The sequence below is a fragment of the Falsiroseomonas frigidaquae genome (assembly GCF_012163145.1).
Classification (GTDB): Bacteria; Pseudomonadota; Alphaproteobacteria; order Acetobacterales; family Acetobacteraceae; genus Falsiroseomonas; species Falsiroseomonas frigidaquae.
On record NZ_JAAVTX010000006.1, the window covers coordinates 471,517 to 490,685 of the forward strand.

At 69.7% G+C, this 19,169-nt stretch carries 18 protein-coding genes; 10 read left to right on the forward strand and 8 right to left on the reverse strand.

Annotated features, from left to right (window positions below; genetic code table 11):
- The first annotated feature begins 12 nt into the window (after positions 1–12).
- The 3 genes from HB662_RS21755 to HB662_RS21765 are packed head-to-tail and all read left to right on the forward strand — an operon-like array spanning position 13 to position 3,597.
- On the forward strand, positions 13–831 hold the full coding sequence (locus HB662_RS21755) for a creatininase family protein (protein ID WP_168052724.1): 819 nt from the start codon (positions 13–15) through the stop codon (positions 829–831).
- Positions 824–2,191: an FAD-binding oxidoreductase gene (locus HB662_RS21760; protein ID WP_168052726.1), complete on the forward strand. Its 1,368-nt coding sequence runs from the start codon at positions 824–826 to the stop codon at positions 2,189–2,191. The genes HB662_RS21755 and HB662_RS21760 overlap by 8 nt, the downstream gene beginning before the upstream one ends.
- Positions 2,188–3,597 (forward strand): FAD-binding oxidoreductase, encoded by a 1,410-nt coding sequence (locus HB662_RS21765; RefSeq protein ID WP_168052728.1) that lies wholly within the window; start codon positions 2,188–2,190, stop codon positions 3,595–3,597. The genes HB662_RS21760 and HB662_RS21765 overlap by 4 nt, the downstream gene beginning before the upstream one ends.
- On the opposite strand, the gene HB662_RS21770 is transcribed toward HB662_RS21765, so the two are convergent.
- The 6 genes from HB662_RS21770 to HB662_RS21795 form a co-directional block, all read right to left on the reverse strand.
- Positions 3,598–4,332, reverse strand: a complete 735-nt coding sequence (locus HB662_RS21770) for a proteasome-type protease (protein ID WP_168052730.1) — start codon at positions 4,330–4,332, stop codon at positions 3,598–3,600.
- 2 nt (positions 4,333–4,334) lie between these two features.
- On the reverse strand, positions 4,335–5,288 hold the full coding sequence (locus HB662_RS21775) for an alpha-E domain-containing protein (RefSeq protein ID WP_168052732.1): 954 nt from the start codon (positions 5,286–5,288) through the stop codon (positions 4,335–4,337).
- Positions 5,289–5,291: 3 nt separating this feature from the next.
- Entirely contained in the window at positions 5,292–6,800 is a 1,509-nt protein-coding gene (locus HB662_RS21780) for a circularly permuted type 2 ATP-grasp protein (protein WP_456305486.1), read from the reverse strand.
- A 78-nt stretch (positions 6,801–6,878) separates the two neighbouring features.
- Positions 6,879–7,619 carry a DUF1194 domain-containing protein gene (locus HB662_RS21785; RefSeq protein WP_168052734.1) on the reverse strand — a complete coding sequence of 247 codons (741 nt, stop codon included), beginning with the start codon at positions 7,617–7,619 and terminating at the stop codon, positions 6,879–6,881.
- Positions 7,616–9,319, reverse strand: a complete 1,704-nt coding sequence (locus HB662_RS21790; RefSeq protein WP_168052736.1) for a gamma-glutamyltransferase family protein — start codon at positions 9,317–9,319, stop codon at positions 7,616–7,618. The genes HB662_RS21785 and HB662_RS21790 overlap by 4 nt, the downstream gene beginning before the upstream one ends.
- A gap of 57 nt (positions 9,320–9,376) precedes the next feature.
- On the reverse strand, positions 9,377–9,949 hold the full coding sequence (locus HB662_RS21795) for a nucleoside 2-deoxyribosyltransferase (protein WP_168052738.1): 573 nt from the start codon (positions 9,947–9,949) through the stop codon (positions 9,377–9,379).
- An 85-nt stretch (positions 9,950–10,034) separates the two neighbouring features.
- Between HB662_RS21795 and HB662_RS21800 the strand changes: the two genes are divergently transcribed.
- Genes HB662_RS21800 through HB662_RS21825 form a run of 6 tightly spaced genes read left to right on the forward strand, consistent with a single transcriptional unit; the run spans position 10,035 to position 15,455 of the window.
- Positions 10,035–10,841, forward strand: coding sequence for an alpha/beta hydrolase (locus tag HB662_RS21800; RefSeq protein ID WP_168052740.1), 807 nt, complete (start codon positions 10,035–10,037; stop codon positions 10,839–10,841).
- Positions 10,842–10,880: 39 nt separating this feature from the next.
- Positions 10,881–12,083 (forward strand): ABC transporter substrate-binding protein, encoded by a 1,203-nt coding sequence (locus HB662_RS21805; RefSeq protein ID WP_245185798.1) that lies wholly within the window; start codon positions 10,881–10,883, stop codon positions 12,081–12,083.
- A 13-nt stretch (positions 12,084–12,096) separates the two neighbouring features.
- Complete coding sequence (locus tag HB662_RS21810; protein ID WP_168052742.1) at positions 12,097–13,020, forward strand: branched-chain amino acid ABC transporter permease; 924 nt, start codon at positions 12,097–12,099, stop codon at positions 13,018–13,020.
- Positions 13,020–13,979 (forward strand): branched-chain amino acid ABC transporter permease, encoded by a 960-nt coding sequence (locus HB662_RS21815; protein ID WP_168052744.1) that lies wholly within the window; start codon positions 13,020–13,022, stop codon positions 13,977–13,979. The genes HB662_RS21810 and HB662_RS21815 overlap by 1 nt, the downstream gene beginning before the upstream one ends.
- Positions 13,972–14,745 carry an ATP-binding cassette domain-containing protein gene (locus HB662_RS21820; RefSeq protein ID WP_168052746.1) on the forward strand — a complete coding sequence of 258 codons (774 nt, stop codon included), beginning with the start codon at positions 13,972–13,974 and terminating at the stop codon, positions 14,743–14,745. Before HB662_RS21815 ends, HB662_RS21820 begins: the two co-directional genes overlap by 8 nt.
- On the forward strand, positions 14,739–15,455 hold the full coding sequence (locus HB662_RS21825; protein WP_168052748.1) for an ABC transporter ATP-binding protein: 717 nt from the start codon (positions 14,739–14,741) through the stop codon (positions 15,453–15,455). Before HB662_RS21820 ends, HB662_RS21825 begins: the two co-directional genes overlap by 7 nt.
- A gap of 6 nt (positions 15,456–15,461) precedes the next feature.
- Here HB662_RS21825 and HB662_RS21830 read toward each other — a convergent pair whose 3' ends face one another.
- Positions 15,462–16,358, reverse strand: a complete 897-nt coding sequence (locus tag HB662_RS21830) for a LysR family transcriptional regulator (protein WP_168052750.1) — start codon at positions 16,356–16,358, stop codon at positions 15,462–15,464.
- A 129-nt stretch (positions 16,359–16,487) separates the two neighbouring features.
- On the opposite strand from HB662_RS21830, the gene HB662_RS21835 reads away from it, so the two are divergent.
- Complete coding sequence (locus tag HB662_RS21835; RefSeq protein ID WP_168052752.1) at positions 16,488–16,811, forward strand: hypothetical protein; 324 nt, start codon at positions 16,488–16,490, stop codon at positions 16,809–16,811.
- A gap of 24 nt (positions 16,812–16,835) precedes the next feature.
- Here the strand turns inward: HB662_RS21835 and HB662_RS21840 are convergent, their stop codons facing one another.
- Positions 16,836–19,139, reverse strand: coding sequence for a bifunctional salicylyl-CoA 5-hydroxylase/oxidoreductase (locus HB662_RS21840; protein WP_168052754.1), 2,304 nt, complete (start codon positions 19,137–19,139; stop codon positions 16,836–16,838).
- Positions 19,140–19,169 lie beyond the last annotated feature (30 nt).

Consider the following 19,169-nt stretch of genomic DNA (forward strand, 5'->3'; position numbering starts at 1 on the left):
AGGCCCCCTGCCATGGCACCGCTTCCCACCCGCTACTGGCAGGACCTGCCCTGGCCGGCCTTCCGCGACCTGCCGGCCAACACCGTCGCCGTGCTGCCGGTGGCGTCCATCGAACAGCACGGCCCGCATCTGCCGGTGTCCGTGGACACCACCATCAACCAGGGCGTCATCGCCCGCACACTGAAGGTGGCGGACCCTGGCCTGCCCGTGCTGGTGCTGCCGACGCAATGCGTGGGCTGTTCGGTGGAGCATCTGCGCTTCCCCGGCACCGTCACCACCTCGCCCGAGACGCTGCTGGCGCTGGTGACGGATATCGGCGCCAGCGTGGCGCGGGCCGGCGTGAAGCGGCTGGTGATCGTCAACAGCCATGGCGGCAATGTCTCCGTCCTCGACATCGCCTGCCGCCGCATCCGCATCCAGCACGGCATCCTGGCGATCAACGCCATGTGGGCACGGATGGGCAAGCCGGAGGCGCTGAAGGATCCGGTGGAGGGCAAGTACGGCATCCATGCCGGCCGCGACGAGACCAGCGTGATGCTCGCCCTCACCCCGCATCTGGTGAAGATGGAAAACGCGACGAACTTCGTCAGCCGCTGGCAGGGCGTGGCCAATGCGGCGCCGGGCATGGCGCCCGATGCCGGCGCGCCGCTGGCCTGGCAGGCGCAGGACCTCAACCCGGCCGGCGCGGTGGGCGATGCATCGCTGGCCACCACCGAAATCGGCGAGCAGCTTCTGGATTTCGCTGCGGAGAAGATGGCGACGCTCTGGGCCCAGGTCGCCGCCTTCGACGCCGAGGGCTTCCTGGCCAACGAGCCCGCCCCGCATGGCTGACATCGCGGCGCTCGCCACGACGCTGGATGGCATCGAGCTGTCCACCGACCGCGCTTTGCTGCGGCAGAAGAGCCGCGACTTCTACTGGTACAGCCCGATCCTGAAGGCGCAGCTGGACGGCAAGGCGGCGGAGCTTTTCGTCCGGCCGCGCGACGAGGCGGAGGTTCTCCGCATCCTCGCCGCCGCCCGCACGGCCCGCGTGCCGGTGACGGTGCGCGGCGGCGGCACCGGCAATTACGGGCAATGCGTGCCGATGGAAGGCGGCATCGTGCTGGACATGACGGCGATGACGGCGCCCATCGGCATAACCGATGGCGTGGTGGAGGTGGAGGCCGGGGCGAAGATGATCGACCTCGACCTCTGGGCGCGCGAGCGGGGGTGGGAGCTGAAGCTCTGGCCCTCGACCAAGCGCACCGCGACCATCGGCGGCTTCGTCGCCGGCGGCGGCGCGGGGGTGGGCGGCATCCACCACGGCACGATGCGCGAGCGCGGCAACTTTTGCGGCGCGCGGATCGCCACGATGACGGACCCGCCCTGCATCCTGGACCTGGAAGGCATTGCGGCCAATCCGGTGAACCGCACCTACGGCACCACCGGCGTGCTGACGCGCATCCGCGTGCCGCTGACGCCGGCGCAGGATTGGCGCGACGTCGCCATCGCCTTCCCGGATTTCGTGCAGGCCAGCCGCTTCGCCCTGGAATTCTCCTTCGCCGATGGCATCCCGAAGAAGATGTGCGGCGTCTTCGACAGCCAGCTGCCGCCCTTCTTCCGCGGCCTGGCCGATGCCGTGCCCGCCGGCCATGCGCTGGCGCTGGTGATGGTCGCGCCCGGCGCGCTGCTGGCGCTGCGCGAGCTGGCGGCGGAACACGGCGGCAGCATCGTTGCGATGCAATCCACCGTGGAGGCCGAGCGCGATGGCGATGCGACGCCCTTCTACGAGTACTGCTGGAACCACACGACGCTGCAGGTGCTGAAGAAGGATCGCGGCGTCACCTACCTGCAATGCCGCTTCCCCTTCGAGGACACGCTGGCGGCGGTGGAGGCCGTGCGCATCCCCTTCCGGGACGAGGTCTGGATGCACACCGAATGCGTTCGCTTCGGCGGCCGCCTCACCATGTCCGCGCTCCCCGTCATCCGCTGGACCAATGCAGAGCGCCTGGCCGAGATCATGGCGACCTTCGAGGCGCAGGGCATCGGCATCGCCAACCCGCATGTTCTGACCATCGAGGAAGGCAGCAACTACCGCCGCGTGCCGGGCGACCAGCTTGGCTTCAAGCAGCGCACCGATCCGCTGGGCCTGCTCAACCCCGGCAAGATGCGCGACTTCACTCCCGTAGACGTCCCAGGGGAGGCAGCATGACCGTGCAGGCCGTGATGGCGGAAACCTCCGCCATCGAATGGATCACCGACCCGGCGCTGGTGCGCCAGCGGTCGCGCGACTTCTTCTGGTACTCCCCCGTGCTGAAGCGCCAGCTCAACGGCGTGACGGCGGAGGCGGTGGCCTGCCCGAAGGATGAGGCGGAGGTCATCGCCGTGATGGCCGCCTGCGTGAAGCACCAGGTGCCGCTGACGCCGCGCGGTGCCGGCACCGGCAATTACGGCCAGGCCATGCCGCTGAAGGGTGGCGTGGTGCTGGACCTGATGGGGCTGAATCGCGTGGTCTGGGTGAAGCCCGGCGTGGTGCGCGCCCAGGCGGGCATCAAGCTGATCGAGCTGGATGCGATCACGCGCAAGGAGGTGCGGGGCGAGCTGCGCTTCCACCCCTCCACCAAGCGCACCGCCAGCCTGGGCGGCTTCATCGCCGGCGGGTCGTCGGGCATCGGGTCCTGCACCTATGGCAAGCTGCGCGAAGCCGGCAACATCCTGGGCCTGCGCGTCATCACCATGGAAGCCACGCCGCGCGTGCTGGAGCTGCGCGGCGCCGAGATCGACAAGGCCAACCACGCCTACGGCACCAACGGCATCATCACCGAGCTGGAGATGCCCCTCGCCCCGGCCTGGGACTGGATCGACGTGCTGGCCGAGTTCCCGGACACCATCGCCGCCGCGCGGTTCAGCGAAGCACTGGTGGCAAGCGACGGCATCGCCAAGAAGATGGCCGGCGTCGTCGCGCCGGGCGTGGCGCAGAGCTACTTCAAGCCCTTCATGCAGCTGGTCGCCCCCGGCAAGGCCGCCGCGCTGGTGATGGTGGCGGAGCCCTTCCTGGACCTGCTGGCGCCGCTGCTGGAGCGCTTCGGAGGCCGGCAGGTGTATTCCGTGCCGACGGAACAGGCGGAGACGCCGCTGTATGAATTCACCTGGAACCACACCACGCTGCAGGCCCTGAAGGTCGATCGCAGCCTGACCTATCTGCAGACCCTGTTCCCCGCGCCACACCACTTCGAACTGGTGGCGAAGATGGACGCGCTGTTCGGGGATGAGGTGATGCAGCACCTGGAATTCGTGCGCCTCGGCGGCGTCGTCTCCTGCTTCGGACTGCAGCTGGTGCGCTACACGACGGAGGAAAGGCTGCGCGAGATCATCCGCATCCACGAGGATGCCGGCGCGCCGATCTTCAACCCGCACGCCTTCACGCTGGAGGAGGGCGGCATGAAGCGGATCGATTCCGAACAGCTGGACTTCAAGCGCGTGGCGGACCCGCATGGGCTGCTGAACCCGGGCAAGATGATCGCCTGGGACGACCCGGATTGGACGCCGGAACGCAAGCGCGGCTTCTACCTCTACGGCCAGGCGGATGCGCCAGCGGTGGAGGAAGTCCTCGAATAGTCAGCCCAGCCAGTCTGGCCGCGGCAGCGCCTGGTAGGCCTCGCGCAGGCTTTCCGACCAGCGCTGACGCAGGAAGGCGAAGTACGGATCATCCTCCGTGATCCGTCGCTTCAGCGACACTGCCAGCGCATCGCGGCGGATCACCGTCAGGTCGATCGGCAGACCGACGGTCAGGTTGGATCGCAGCGTGCTGTCCATGCTGATCAGCGCCAGCGTCACGCCATCGGCCAGCGGCGTCGCCGGGCTCAGCACGCGGTCCAGGATCGGCTTGCCGTATTTGTGCTCGCCGATCTGCAGGAAGGGCGTATCCGCCGTCGCCTCGATGAAATTGCCCGCGGCATAGACCAGGAACAGCCGCGGCGGCGCGCTGCCGATCTGCCCGCCGAGCAGGATGGAGACGTCGAAGTTCAGCCCCTGGCTGCGCAGGCCCGGGCCATCCGCAGCGAACACCTCCCGCACCGCGGCGCCGACGAGTTGGGCGGCGCGGAACATGCTGGGCACGGCGGCCAGGCTCAGCAACTCGCCATCCAGCCGCACGCCTTCCTGCAGGCGGTTCCACACTGCCTGCGTCACCGCCAGATTGCCGGCCGTGAGGAGCACCAGCGCGCGTTCGCCGGGCTTCTCCTCGATGAAGGTCTTGCCGAAGACAGAAATGTTGTCCACGCCCGCATTGGTGCGGGTGTCGGACAGCATCACCAGCCCGGCATCCAGCAGCAGCCCGACGCAATAGGTCATGTCTACCGATCCAGATACAGCGCGTGGATCGCGTGGCCGAGCTCGATGTTGCGGTCGATCTGCGCCGTCAGCCAGTCATGCAGGCCCTCCGCCAGGATGTCCGGCATGTGGCCCCGCGTCAGGCGGTCCTGGATCTCGCCGGCGATGCGCTGCGGGTCGCCGCGCCGTCCGCCGGTGGCGGTGGCAATGCCTTCCAGCACGCGCTGCACCCGCGCATGGCAGGAGATCAGCGATCGCGGCAGTTCCTGCCGCATCACCAGCAGTTCCGCCACAAGGTCCGGCCGCAGCCGCGTGTGGTACAGCCACTGGAACGACCGCAACGCGGAGACGGAGCGCAGCAGCGCCTGCCACTGCGCATAGGCCACGGCACCTTCGCTGTCGGGGCCACTCAGCGCGCGATGCTTCGAATCCAGCAGGCGGGCGGTGTTGTCCGCGCGTTCCAGCATCACGCCGAGATGCACGAACAGCCAGCCCTCGTCGCGCAGCATGGTGTCCGCCGCCGCGCCGTTGAACAGATGCGCACGGGCGCGGACCCAGTCGAGGAAGCCCGGCAGGCGGTCCGGCTCCGTCGCGGTAGGGGCCAGCAGGCGCATCTCGCGCCAGGTGTCGTTCAACGCCTCCCACATATCCACGGTCAGCGCGGTGCGCACGGCGCGGCCATTGCCGCGGGCGGCCTCGATGCAATTGGCGATGGAGGCGCCGTTGCGCGGGTCCAGCGCCAGCCAGCGGATCACCGCCTCCCCGGTCACCGCCTGGTGGTGTTCGCGGAAGCCCGGCTCGGCGCCGGCGGCGACCAGCAGGCTGTGCCACTCATCCTCCGGCCCATCCGGATCGGCGCCTAGGCTTTCGCCCAGCCCGGCCATGCGGAGTGCCACCTGCATGCCACGCGCGATATTGCCGGCGCGTTCGGTGTAGCGGCCCATCCAGTACAGGCTGTCAGCGGTGCGGGACAGCATGGCTCAGCCCCCCGACTGCGATTGGGATTGCGACTGGGACTGCATCCCTCCACCGGATTGCGACTGGGACTGCGACTGGCTGCGCGTTGGGCCGTCCTCCACCACCCAGGTATCCTTGGTGCCGCCCCCCTGGGACGAATTCACCACCAGCGATCCCGCCCGCAGCGCCACGCGGGTCAGCCCGCCGGGCACGATCCGCACCTCCTTCCCCGTCAGCACATAGGGCCGCAGGTCCACATGGCGCGGCGCGATCTCCTCACCGGCCAGGCAGGGCACGGTGGACAGCGCCAGCGTCGGCTGGGCGATGTAATCCGCCGGCCGTTCCAGGATGCGGCGGGTGAATTCGGCGCGCTGTTCCGCCGTGCTGTGCGGGCCGATCAGCATGCCGTAGCCGCCCGAGCCCCGCGCCAGCTTCACCACGAGGTCGGCGATATTGGCCAGCACGTAGGCGCGGTCTTCCTCCCGTTCGCACAGGAAGGTCGGCACGTTCTGCAGCAGCGGCGTCTCGCCGAGGTAGAAGCGGATCATCTCCGGCACGAAGGGGTAGATCGCCTTGTCATCGGCGATGCCCGCACCCGGCGCATTGGCCAGCGTGACATTGCCGGCGCGGTAGGCGGCGAAGATGCCGGGCACGCCAAGCATGCTGTCGGCGCGGAACACCTTCGGGTCCAGGTAGTCGTCATCGACGCGGCGATACAGCACATCCACCCGCTTCGGTCCGGCGGTGGTGCGCATGAAGACGATGTCGTCCTGCACGAACAGGTCGGCGCCCTCCACCACCTCCACGCCCATCTCATCGGCCAGGAAGCAATGCTCGTAATAGGCGCTGTTGAAATGGCCGGGGGTGAGGATGGCGACGCTCGGCTCGCCCTTGCAATTCGGGGGCGCCGCGTCCTTCAGCGTCTCCAGCAGGTCTTCCGCATAATGGCTGACCGGCGCCAGGCGATGGCTGGAGCAGAGCGACGGGAACAGCCGCAGCATCGCCTCCCGATTCTCCAGCATGTAGGAGACGCCGGAGGGGGTGCGGCAATTATCCTCCAGCACGTAGAAGTCGTTCGCATCGGTGCGCACCAGGTCGATGCCGGAGATATGGCTGTAGATGCCGCCGGGCGGCCGGAAGCCCTGCATCTGCGGGCAATAGGCCTCGTTCTCCAGCACAAGGGCGCGCGGGATCAGCCCGGCGGCCAGGATTTCCTGCTTCCCGTAGACATCCGCCATGAACATGTTCAGCGCCTTCACGCGCTGGGTCAGGCCCAGCGACAGGCGGTTCCATTCGCTACGGGCCAGGATGCGGGGAATGACGTCGAAGGGGATCAGCCGTTCCGGGTCACCGCCTTCGCCATACACCGCGAAGGTGATGCCGACGCGGCGGAACAGCGCCTCCGCCTCCGCCCGTTTCGAGGCCAAGGCCTCCAGCCCATGCGCCTGTAGCCAGGCGGCGATGCCGGCATAGGCAGGGCGCACCGCGCCATCTTCATGCATCTCGTCGAAAGCGCGGCCGATTTCGGTCACCTTGAGAGTCCAGCATTCCCAATCTTCATCCAGACCTTGGGCGAAATGGAGACGCCTGGGAAGGGGCGCGCCGCCGCGCTATCCGGCGGCGGGACCGGGCCTGCCTGCCGCATGGGCGGGCGCTGCACCGGCTGGATGCAGCGCCACCTCCCGGATCAGCTTGGCGCGCATGGCGCGGGCGAAGTCCCGCCGGTCCTCCGCCCGCAGCACGAAGGCGCCGGGCCCGCCTATCACATCCCGCTCATACAACGCCGCAAGGCGGCCATCGCGCCAGGATGAGGCGGCCTCGATCGCCAACCCGTTCACCACGATGCCCTGCGCCACGGCCAGGTCGCGCGCCTCCGCCGCCGGCATCAGGCTGCGGATATCCGGCCCGTCGCCGGAGACATCGATGGTGCGATCCTCCGCCCGCCACGGCGCGGCCGCGATCAGTTGCGTGGCGTGCAGGATGGCGTCGCCGATGGCGTTGTAGGATTGGCGGGATCGCGGCGCGTCGCGGAAGGCCAGCGCCGCCGCCCCCGCGCTCGCGGCATCGGAAACCCGCATCCAGTCCACCACGGTGGCGGCGCCGCCGGGGGTGCCCCATTCAACCATGGCGACGCCGATCGCGCCGCGCGGGCGGGACCGGATGGCGCCGAGCACGGCGGGATGCGTCAGCGCCTCCGACAGCCCGTCCCGCTGCAGCGCGAATTCCGCCGCGTCGATCGAGCCCGAGGCATCCACAGCCAGCACCAACAGCAGATCCACCGCCGCGCCCTGGGCGCCGGCCGGCGCTGCCGCGAGGGCAGGCGCGGCCAGCAGGGCGCGGCGCGGGATCATATTGCGATGGCGTAGGCCGGGCGGCGCGGATCGGCGCCGGCCCGCTTCAGCCCGGCCGCGACATCATCCAGCACCACCTCGACGCTGCCGGCCAGCCAGGTGGTGCCGGGCCAGTCCTTCACCTCATGCCCCATCTCGGCCAGCTTCGCCCGCACCTCCGCCGGGATGCGCGATTCCACCGCCAGGCGGCCGGGGAAGTACTCGTAGGGCGCGAAGGAGGAGGGGAAGGAATAGCTGGCGACGCGAGGCGCCTCGATCGCCTCCTGCACCTCCATGCCGAAATGCAGGATGTTCAGCATCACCTGCAGCATGGCCTGGATCTGCACATCGCCGCCCGGCGTGCCGAAGGGCATGGCGCCGCCATCCTTTGTCACCACCATCGCCGGATTCGGCGTCAGCCGCGGCCGCTTGCCGGGGGCGACGCCCGCCGGATGCTTCGGGTCCGGCCGGTTCTGCGAGCCTCGGCCCGAGACCACCAGGCCGGTGCCCGGGATGATCGGCACGTTCCAGGACCCGTCGGAGGGGGTGGCGCTGAAGGCATTGCCCCAGCGATCCACCACCGCGACGTAGGAGGTATCGGCCTCCACCTTCGGCAGGTCGGCGTGCGTCGCCTCCGGCAGTGCGTTGCCGCGGCCGAGGATCGGCTCCGGCAGGCCCGGATGCGCCCGCTTCAGGTCGATGGCGGCGGCGCGGGCGGCGATATGGCCGGGGGAGAGCAGCGCCTCCAGCGGCACATCCACCATGGCGGGGTCACCGAAATGGTATTCGCGATCCGCCAGCGCGCCCTTCAGCGCCTCCACCAGCACATGGATGTATTCGGCCGAATTGTGCGCCAGGCCGTCGAGGCCCAGGCGTTCCGCGATCAGCAGCGCCTCGGTCAGCGCGGGGCCCTGGCACCAGGGGCCGCAGGTCAGCAGCGTATGGCCACGCCAGTCCCGCGCCACGACGGGCTCGATCCGGCTGCGGAACTCGGCCATGTCATCGGCCGAGAGGAAGCCGCCCTCGGCCTGGACATAGGCGACGATCTGCCGGGCGAGGTCGCCCTTGTAGAAGGCATCATGCGCCGCCTGCAGCCCGGCCTCCCGCCCCTTCCCCGCCGCCGCGCGTTCCTGGTCCACCATGTAGGACAGGCTGCGGGCGAGGTCGGCCTGGATGAATTTCGCGCCGGGCTCCGGCACCTTGCCGCCAGGCAGGAAGATCGCGGCGTTCTGCTCCCAGGTGCGGTATTCGGCGGCATGCGCCGTGATGCTTTCCCGCAGCAGCGGGTACATGGCGTAGCCCTCGCCGGCGAAGCGGATGGCGGCGGCGGCGATCTCGCCGAAGCTCATCGTGCCGTGGCGGGACAGCGCCTGGATCCAGGCATCCGGCGCGGCGGGCACCACCATGCGGCGCACGCCGGGCGGCATCTGGCCGCCATGCTCGCGCATGAAGACATCGGGCGGCGTCGATCGCGGCCAGTGGCCGAGGCCGGCGATGCTCTCCACGGTGCCATCCGCCTTGCGGATCAGGATGGGCGCGACGCCCGCCACGCTGACCAGATCCGGCTGCAGCACGCCGAGCGCGAGGCCCGCGGCGACCCCCGCATCCACCGCATTGCCGCCGGCTTCCAGGATGGCGAAGCCGGCCGAGGCGGCCAGGTAATGCCCGGCGCTGATGGCATGGCGCGTGCCGCTGATGGTCGGGCGGCCGGGTTGGGTCATGGGGTGGGCCTCATTCACTATCGTTGTCCACAGGGTCGATGCCGGCGGGGCGCGCTGTCAACCATTGCCCTGCAGCGCGGAGAGTGCCTTGAGGCAGGCCTCGAAGCCGCGCAGGTCGGACCAGCGGGCGGTTTCGGGCACCGCCTGGCGCACCAGCAGGCCGCTCGCGGCGCGGATGCCGCCATCGATCATCAGGTTGTCGGCCAGGCCGAATTCCTCCAGCGCCAGCCCCTCCGCATCCACCCAGCGGCCGGCTGCGTTGCGCTGTGCCTCGGGGCCGGTGGCGCGAAGGGTGCGGGCGGTGAAATCGGCGGGATCGTTGCTGTAGCCCAGCACCGGGCGGCCGAGGGCGCGCATGAAGCCCAACTCATACACCGTGCCGGCATCGGCGGAGGGGCCGCGGAAGGGGGTCAGGTTCGCCACCAACGCGTCGCAGGCGCGGATATGCGCTTCGTTCCGCAGATATATGGCGTACCACAGGTCCGGCGCCGCATCGGCGGCGGGATCGGGGCGGGGATCGGTGGGGAATACCCCCTCCATGCCATGCAGCGCGCAGAGGCGCTTCTTCTCCGCCGCCATGGCGTCGGCATCGGGCAGGAAGACATCGGGGCCGGCAAGATAGACTTTCATCCGCCCATCATGCCTGATTCGGCGGCGCTTGCGGAGGCGGTGCAGGGCTTGCGGGATGGTCCAAGGGCGCGTGCAATAGCGCGTGATGGACCTCGAAGCTGAATACAATTGCCGCGCCCGCGTGCCGGAATACCCGCAGATCGTCGCCGCTTGGCTGCGCGATGCCGCCGCCTGGCGCGAATCCTGCCCGCGCGCCGAACTCGACCTGCCCTATGGGGCGCGGGAGCGGGAGCGGCTGGACCTGTTCTGGCCGGATGAAGCGGCCCGCGACGCGCCGATCACCCTGTTCATCCATGGCGGCTACTGGCAGGCGCCGGGGCGGGAACGGATTTCCTTCTGCGCGCGCGGGCTGAACCTGCAGGGCGTGGCGGTGGCCCTGCCCTCCTATGATTTATGCCCGGAGGTGCCGCTGGCCAGCATCGTGGACCAGATGCGCGCGGCGGCCGCCATGCTGTACCGCCGCCATGGCCGCCGCCTGATGGCCGGCGGCCATTCCGCCGGCGGGCACCTGGCGGCGATGCTGCTGGCCACCGACTGGCCGGCCCTGGACCCGGCCCTGCCGCCCGGGCTGGTCCATGCCGCCATGCCGGTCTCCGGCGTCTTCGAGCTGGACCCGCTGCGCCACACCAGCATCGGCGTCGGCCTGAAGCTGGACCGCGCGGAGGCCCGCCGCCTGTCGCCACGCTTCCTGCCCAGCCCGTCCCGCCCGCTGCATTGCGTGGTCGGCGGCGCCGAAAGCCCGGAGTTCATCCGCCAGAGCCGTGACATGGCGCAGGCCTGGGGCGGCACATGGGCGGCGGAGCCAGGGGCGGACCACTTCACCATCCTCGCCCCGCTGGCGGACCCCGCCAGCGGCATGGTGGCGGTGGCGAAAAGGCTTGCCACGGCCTGATGCTTGAAGCCTAAAATATCTCGGGAGACTGGAGGGACGATGATGAACATCCAATTCGGCCGGCGCCACGCGCTCGGCCTCGCTGGTGGCGTGGCCTTGGGGGGCCTGGCCTCACCGCTGGTGGCGCGCGCGCAGGCGGCGCCGCTGAAGATCGGCCTGGTCGCGCTGGCCACCGGCCCGGCGGCGACGCTGGGGACGCATCTGCGGGATGGTTTCCAGCTCGGCATGCGCCACCTGGACGGCAAGCTCGGCGGCCGCGCGGCGGAGGTGATCCTGATCGATGACGAGCTGCGCCCGGATGCCGCCGTCACTAAGGTCCGCGCCGCGCTGGAACGCGACAAGGTGGATTTCGTGGTCGGCGTGGTGTTCTCCAACATCCTGGCCGCGATCATGCGCCCGGTGACGGACAACCAGACCTTCCTGATCTCGACCAATGCCGGCCCCTCCCCCTTCGCCGGCCGCGGCTGTAATCCGTTCTTCTTCGCCACCTCCTACGTCAACGACCAGAACCATGCGGTGATGGGCAAGGCGGCGCAGGATGCCGGCTATGGCCGCGTCATGCTGCTGGCGCCGAACTACCAGGCGGGCCGCGATTCGGTCGCCGGCTTCAAGTCCGAATACAAGGGCACGGTGGTGGACGAGATGTTCACGCCGCTGACCCAGATGGATTTCTCCGCCGAGCTGGCGCGCATCGCCGCGGCGCGGCCGGATGCGATCTTCACCTTCATGCCGGGTGGCCTCGGCGTGAACCTGGTGCGGCAGTATCGCCAGGCGGGCCTTGCCAATATCCCGTTCCTGTCCGCCTTCACGGTGGACGAAGCCTCCCTGCCCGCGCAGGGCGATGCCGCCATCGGCTTCCAGACCGGCACGAGCTGGACCCCCACCCTGCCGAATGAGCGCAACGCCCGCTTCGTGCGCGATTTCGAGGGCCAGTACAGCTACGTGCCCGCCAGCTACGCCGCCCATGCCTATGACGCGTCGATGCTGCTGGACAGCGCCATCCGCAAGACCGGTGGCAACCTCGCCGACAAGGGTGCGATGCGCACCGCCATCAAGGCGGCGGATTTCCAATCCGTGCGCGGCAACTTCGCCTTCGGCGCCAACCACTTCCCGGTGCAGGATTTCTGGCTCGCCAAGGTCGTCAAGCGCGATGACGGCAAGTTCCAGACCGAGCATGTCCGCAAAGTCTATGACAACGTGACCGACCCTTTTGCGGCGCAGTGCCGCATGCCGGCCGCCTGAGGATACCGGCGGGATGTCGCTGACTCTGCTGCTCGTCCAGGGCCTGAACGGGCTGCAACTCGGCATCCTGCTGTTTCTCATCGCCGCAGGGCTGACGCTGGTGTTCGGGGTGATGGATTTCATCAACCTGGCGCATGGCGTGCAGTACATGGTCGGCGCCTATCTCGCCGCCTATTTCGCGGCGCAGACCGGCAGCTTCTGGGCGGCCCTCGCCCTGGCGCTGCCGGCGGCGCTGGTGGTCGGACTGGTGCTGGAATTCCTGGTGTTCCGGCATTTGTATGACCGAGACCACATGGCGCAGGTGCTGGCCACCTTCGGCGTCATCCTGATCCTGAACGACGGGGTGAAGCTGCTGTTCGGCTCCGCGCCGTTGCAGGTGCCGATGCCGGCGGCGCTGACCGGCGGCGTGCCCATCATGGACGGGCTGCTGTATCCGCACTACCGCATCGCCATCATCGCCGGCGGGCTGGCAACCGCCGCGCTGCTGTGGTGGCTGGTGGAGCGCACCAAGGTCGGCATGCTGATCCGCGCCGGGGCCACCAACGCGCCGATGGTCGCCGCACTCGGCATCGATATCCGCCGGCTGTTCATGGTGGTCTTCGGCTTCGGCGCCATGCTGGCGGGCTTCGCCGGCGTGATGGCGGCGCCGATCCTGTCCGTGGAGCCGGGCATGGGCGACAACCTGCTGATCCTCGCCTTCGTCGTCATCGTCATCGGCGGCATTGGATCGGTCCGCGGCGCCTTCCTGGCGGCGCTGCTGGTCGGCCTGGTGGAGACGCTCGGGCGGTCGATGATGCCGGATCTGATGCGCCTGGTGCTGGACCCTTCCGCCGCGCGGCAGGTGGGTGCGGCGCTGGCCTCGATGCTGATCTACATCGCCATGGCGGCGATCCTGGCCTTCCGCCCGGCCGGCCTGTTTCCCGTGCGCGCCGCCTGATGCGCGAATTGGGACGAATACTGGGACGGGAATTGCCGGCGCTGCTGCTGCTGGGCGGCCTGGCCGCCGCGCCCTTCATCGGCTTCGGCGAGGGCTACATGCTGACGCTGCTGGCGCGCATGATGATCCTGGCCATGGCCGCCGTCTCGCTGTCCTTCATCGTGGCGGGCGCGGGGCTGGTCTCGCTCGGGCATGCGGCGACGCTGGGCTTCGGCGCCTATGCGGTGGTGATCCTGGACGATCTGCAGGTGGTCGATGCGCTGTTCGTGCTGCCGGCCGCCATCCTCGCCGCCGCGGGCTTCGCGCTGGTGACGGGGGCGGTCGCCATCCGCACCAGCGGGGTGAACTTCATCATGATCACCCTGGCCTTCGGGCAGATGGCCTTCTTCACCGCCAGCTCGCTGTCCGGCTATGGCGGCGATGACGGCTACACGCTGTACGCGCGAACCGAGGTGAATGGCGCGCGGCTGCTGGATGACCGGCTCGTCTTCCACTTCGTCTGTCTCGGCGCACTGGTCCTCACCTGGCTGCTCTGCCGCATGCTGCTGGCCTCCCGCTTCGGCCGCGTGCTGCGGGCGGTGCGCGGCAACCCGATGCGGGCGCAGGCGCTGGGCTTCTCGCCCTATCCCTATCGCCTGACCGCCTATGTCATCGCCGGCGCGCTGGGCGGCGCGGCGGGGTTCCTGTTCGCCAATGCGACGGAGTTCGTGGCGCCGGCCTATATCTCATGGCAACGCTCCGGCGAGTTGCTGTTCATGGTGATCCTGGGCGGGTTGTCCGGGCTGCATGGCGCGCTGCTGGGGGCGATCGGCTTCGTGCTGCTGGAGGAGTGGCTGTCCCATCAATGGGAGCATTGGCGCATCGCCTTCGGCGTGCTGCTGATCCTGGCCGTGCTGTTCCTGCCCGGAGGCCTGTCCGGCATCCCCGCGCAACTCGGCCGGATGCTGCGCCGTGGCTGAACCCTTACTCGCCCTGCACGGCCTGCGGAAGCGCTTCGGCGGGCTGGCGGTGACGGATGATGTCTCGCTGGACGTGATGCCGGGCGAGATCCACGCCATCATCGGCCCCAACGGCGCCGGCAAGACCACGCTGATCAACGAGATCAGCGGCGTGCTGCCGGTGGATGCGGGGCGCATCCTGTTCGCGGGCCAGGACATCACCCGCCTGCCGCTGCACCGCCGGGCGCGGCGCGGGCTGGCGCGGTCCTTCCAGATCACCTCCATCATCCCGGACTTCACGGCGCTGGAGAATGCGGCGCTGGCGGTGCAGGCGGGCGACGGCACCTCCTTCCGCTTCTTCCGCCCCGCCGGCAGCGAGCGGCGGCTGAATGAGGCGGCGCTGGCGGCGCTTGATTCGGTCGGCCTCGCGCACCGCGCCGCGACGCCGGCGGGCGCGATGAGCCATGGCGAGAAGCGCCAGCTCGAACTCGCCATCGCGCTGGCCACGCAGCCCCGCCTGCTGCTGCTGGACGAACCGCTGGCCGGCGCCGGGCCGGAGGAGACGGAGCGGCTGGTTTCGCTGCTGCGCGGCCTGCGCGGCCGCTACACCATCGTCCTGGTGGAGCACGACATGCAGGCCGTCTTCGCGCTGGCCGACCGGATTTCCGTGCTGGTCTATGGAAGGCTGATCGCCACCGGCGGGCCGGATGCCATCCGCCACAACACGGAGGTCCGCGCCGCCTATCTGGGCGAGGACGACCTGCCGCTGGCCGGTGCCCCATGCTGAGGCTGGAGAACCTGACCGCCGGCTATGGCGGCAGCCAGGTGCTGTTCGGCGTGGACCTGGAGATGAAGCCCGGCCAGGTGGTCACGCTGCTCGGCCGCAACGGCATGGGCAAGACCACCACCATCCGCGCCATCATGGGCCTGCTGCCCTCCGTCGGCGGGCGCATCTGGGGTGGGGAGGTGGTGGTGGACAACCGCGCCGTCGCCGGCCTGCCGCCGCATCGCCTGGCGCGCCAGGGCCTCGGCCTGGTGCCGGAGGGGCGGCAGGTCTTCCCGACCCTGACGGTGGAGGAAAACCTGCTCGCCACCGCCGCGCATCGCTTCGCCGGCGCGCCGCGCTGGACCCTGGCTGCGGTCTACGAGATGTTCCCCCGCCTGCGCGAACGCCGTCGCAACCCGGGCGCGAAGCTGTCAGGCGGCGAACAGCAGATGGTGGCGATCGGCCGCGCGCTGATGACCAACCCGCGGCTGCTGATCCTGGACGAAGCAACGGAAGGCCTGGCGCCGCTGATCCGCGCCGAGATCTGGGCGGTGCTGGCGCGGCTGAAGGCGGAGGGGCAGTCGATCCTGCTGATCGACAAGAACCTCGCCGCCGTCTCCCGCCTCGCCGACCGGCATGTGGTGATCGAGAAGGGCCGCACGGTCTGGACCGGCAGCAGCGCGGCGCTGGAGGCGGCGCCGGAGGTGCGGGACAGCTACCTGCATCTGTGACGGCAGTTAGCGCGCCGCGAATTCCGCCGGCAGCACCGCCGCCAGGTGGTCATACACCGCGCGGAAGCGGCGCCCCTGGCGGACATCGGCATGCGCCACCAGCCAGACCGCGTCCTTCGGCGCAAATTCCGCCGCCACCAGCCGCCGCAGCCCGGACCGCGCGCCGATGCGCGCCTGCATGATGCCGATGCCGAGCCCCGCGCGGACCGCCGCATGCTGGCCGATCATGCTGTCGGAGCGATAGACGAAGCGCCAGGCCTCCACCGGCAGCCGCATCCGCTCCGAGGCGCGGCGGCCGAAGCCGTCGCGATCGAAGCCGACCATGCGGTGGCGCGCCAGATCGGCCAGCGTCTCCGGCACGCCATGCCGCGCGAGGTAGGTCTCACTGGCGAAGCATCCGTATTCTACCGAGCCGACCTGGCGCCCAACCAGGTCCGGCTGCTCCGGTCGGGAGAAACGGATGGCGATGTCCGCGTCCCGGCGCAGCAGATTCTCGATCCGGCTGCTGGGCAGCATCTCGATGGTGATGCCGGGATTCGCCTCCATGAAGGGCTGCAGCAGCTCGGGCAGGCGCTCCACGCCGAAGGGCTCGCTGGTGGTGATGCGGACGGTTCCGGTCGGTGAATCCAGGCGGCCGGCCATGGCGACGCCGAGCGCCTGGGCCGCCTGTTCCAGCCCGGCGGCGTGGTCCAGCAGCGCCAAGGCGCGGTCCGTGGGCCGCAGGCCCTGCGGCGTCCGGTCGAACAGCGCCTCCCCCACCCGGTCCTCCAGCGCGCGGATCTGCCGGCCGACGGTGGGCTGGGTGAGCTTCAGCTCGATGGCGGCGGCGGAGAGGCTGCCGGTCCGCATCACCGCGACGAAGGCCTGCAGCAGGCTCCAATCCAGCGGTGTGGGGGTGCTCATGGCCCGATGCATTCCTGCATGCCGGGCGAACGACAATCGGCAATCCCGCAGGATGCGCGCCGGCGGCATCTTCCTGGCACCGGCGGCGACATCGGGTCGCCCGCCCCCCTCGAAGGAAAGATCGCAGACATGGCCACCACCTTCCGCAGCCTCCTCGCCGTCACCGCCCTGCTGGCCGGGATCGGCACCCAGGGCGCCTTCGCGCAGGAGATGTTTCCCCGCACCGTCGGTTCCGGCGAGAGCGCCGAGATCGTCTATGGCCCCGGCCCGCATGGCAATATCCTTGGCGGCGGTGCCGTCACGGTGCAGCAGGTGACGGGCGACGAGACGATCGTCACCTACCTGGACGCGCAATTCGTGCAGCAGGCCCAGCCGGGCACCGTGCCGAGCGTGCTCAGCGTCGGCGAGAACAGCCAGCGCGTCGATCTGCCCGCCGCCAGCACGCGTGGCTGATGCCGGCCAAGGCCGCGGGCGGCACTATTCCGCCGCCCGCGGCGCATGGCTCGCGGGCCGCGCCTTCAGCTTCAGCTCCCGCAGCTCCGCCTGGTCCTTCGCCGCGTTGCGCAGTGCGGCGTCCTGGCCCCAGCGGTATTGCGGCGGGCAGGCGACGTCGCGCACGCCGTATTGCGCGGCGGCATGCAGGGTGAAGAAGGGGTCGGTCAGATGCGGCCGCCCGAGCGCCACCAGATCCGCCCGCCCCGCGGCGATGATGGTGTTCACCTGGTCGGCGCTGGTGATGTTGCCGACGCACATCACGGCAACCCCGGCCTCATTGCGGATCATGTCCGCCCAGGGCAGCTGGAACATGCGGCCATAGACCGGGCTGGCATCCGCCACCGTCTGGCCGGTCGAGACATCCACCAGATCCACGCCCGCCGCGACGAAGGCGCGCGCGATGGCGAGGCAATCGGCGTCCGATAGCCCCCCTTCCGCCCAGTCGGTGGCGGAGATCCGCACCGACATAGGCTTGCCCGCCGGCCAGACGGCGCGCAGCGCGGCGAAGACCTCCAGCGGATAGCGCAGGCGGTTCGCGATCGGGCCGCCATAGTCGTCGCTGCGCGTGTTGGTCAGCGGCGAGAGGAAACTGGCCAGCAAATAGCCGTGGGCGCAGTGCAGCTCCAGCATATCGAAGCCGCAGACGAGGCCGCGTTCGGCGGCCGCGACGAAATCCGCCGTCACCGCATCCATGTCCTCCCGCGTCATCTCGCGGGGGGTCTGGCTGTGCTTGTAGTAGGGGATGGGGCTGGCGGAGAGGATCGGCCAGGCGCCGGCCTCCAGCGGCTGGTCCATGCCCTCCCACATCAGTTTCGTCGCGCCCTTGCGCCCGGCATGGCCGAGTTGCAGGCAGATCTTTGCCGCGGATGTCGCGTGGACCAGGCCGACGATCCGCGTCCAGGCCGCCTGCTGCGCGTCGTTCCACAACCCGGCGCAGCCGGGGGTGATGCGCGCCTCGGCGGAGACGCAGGTCATCTCCGTGAAGACCAGCCCGGCGCCGCCCATGGCGCGCGCGCCGTAATGCGCCAGGTGGAAGTCGCCCGGCACGCCGTTCCCAGCGGAATACATGCACATGGGCGAGACAACGACACGGTTCGCCAGGGTCATGTCGCGCAGCGCGAGCGGCTGGAACATCGGCGGGCGCTTGGGGTCGCCGCCCACCTCCTCCGCCACCGCGCGCTGGGTCTCCGCCACGAAATCCGGCGCACGCAGCGCCAGGTTGTCCCAGGTGATGGCCTTGCTGCGCGTCATCACGCCGAAGGCGAAGCGAGTTGGGAAGAAATCCCAGAAGCGCCGCACATGCTCGAACCAGACGAGGGAGACATTGGCGGCGTGCTGCGTCTTCTCCACATCCTCCCGCCGCCCTGTCTCGAAGGCGTGCAGCGCGGAGGCGACGTTGCTTTCGGCCCGAAAAGCCTGGTGCAGCGCGATGGCATCCTCCATCGCCAGCTTGGTGCCGGAGCCGATGGAGAAATGCGCGCTGGCCTTGGCATCGCCCAGCAGCACGACGTTGCCACGCACCCAGCGGGCGCATTTGATGGTGGGGAAGCGGCGCCACTGGCTGCGGTTGGTGATCAGGCGGTGGCCTTGCAATTCCTCGGCGAAGACGCCTTCGAGGAAGGCGGCGCTGGCCGCCTCGTCCATGCCTTCCAGCCCGGCCTTGGCGAAGGTTTCGGGGTCCGTCTCCAGCACCCAGGTGCTGGCGCCGGCCTCGTACTGGTAGCAATGGGCGATGAAGATGCCGTGCGGCGTCTCCTTGAAGAAGAAGGTGAAGGCATCGAAGGGGCGCGTGCTGCCCATCCAGGCGAAGCGGTTGGGGCGGAGGTCAACCTCCGGCTGGAAATGCTCGGCAAAGCGTTCCCGGATCGGGGAGTTGATGCCGTCGGCGGCGACGACCAGGTCCGCATCCGGGAAATCCTCCGGCGTCGCCTCCCGCCGGAATTCCAGCTCCACGCCCAGCTCGCGGGCGCGTGCGGCCAGCAGCATCAGCAAAGTGCGGCGCGAGCAGCCGCAGAAGCCATTGCCGCCGACGCGGTGTTCCCTGCCCTTGGCGACGATGGCGATGTCGTCCCAATAGGCGAAGCTCTCGGTGATGGCGCGGTAGCTCGGCTCATCCGCCTGCCGAAAAGCGTCCAGCGTCGCGTCGCTGAACACCACGCCGAAGCCGAAGGTGTCCTCCGCCTGGTTCCGCTCCACCACCGTGATGCGGGAGGCCGGGAAATCCCGCTTCATCAGGATGGCGAAGTACAGGCCCGCCGGGCCGCCACCGATCACCGCGATCCGCATCACCTCGGCCCCCTGGTCGCTCTCTGGAAT